A 536-nucleotide genomic window follows, 5' to 3' on the forward strand; every position below is an offset into this window, starting at 1 on the left:
CCTCTTCCAGGACGGTCGGCGTGTACAGGGCGCCGTTGACGTCGTTGCCGCACAGCAGTACCGCGCCCTCGGCCACCGCCGTGTCGACCTTGGCCCGGGTGGCGGCGGCGGCCTCCTGGGTGATCATGGGACCGACATCCGTGCGCTCGTCGAGGGGGTCGCCGACGCGCAGCAGCCTGGTGCGGGCGACGAAGGCGTCGCGGAAGCGCTCGTAGACCTCGGCCGCGATGAGGATCCGCTGGGTGCCGATGCAGTTCTGGCCCGCGGCCCAGAACGCGCCGGAGACACAGGAGGCGACGGCCTCGTCGAGGTCGGCGTCGTCCATGACGATGACCGGGGCGTTGCCGCCCAGGTCCATGGCGAGTTTCTTCAGGCCGGCCGTGCGGGAGATGGCCTCGCCGGTGGCGAACCCTCCGGTGAAGGACACCATCCGCACGTCGGGGGCGGCCACGATCGCGGCGGCGATGTCGGCGTCGCCGTTGACGACGGTGACGATCTCCTCGGGCAGACCGGCCTCGATGAGGGTGTCGACCAGG

1 protein-coding gene is annotated in these 536 nt (G+C 71.5%); it reads right to left on the reverse strand.

Going from position 1 to position 536, the window contains the following annotated elements; genetic code table 11:
• Nucleotides 1-536: aldehyde dehydrogenase family protein (locus AOK23_RS52225; protein WP_157878148.1), on the reverse strand; the 536-nt coding region annotated here is incomplete at both ends.

The sequence above is a fragment of the Streptomyces torulosus genome, assembly GCF_001419765.1.
GTDB lineage: Bacteria > Actinomycetota > Actinomycetes > Streptomycetales > Streptomycetaceae > Streptomyces > Streptomyces torulosus.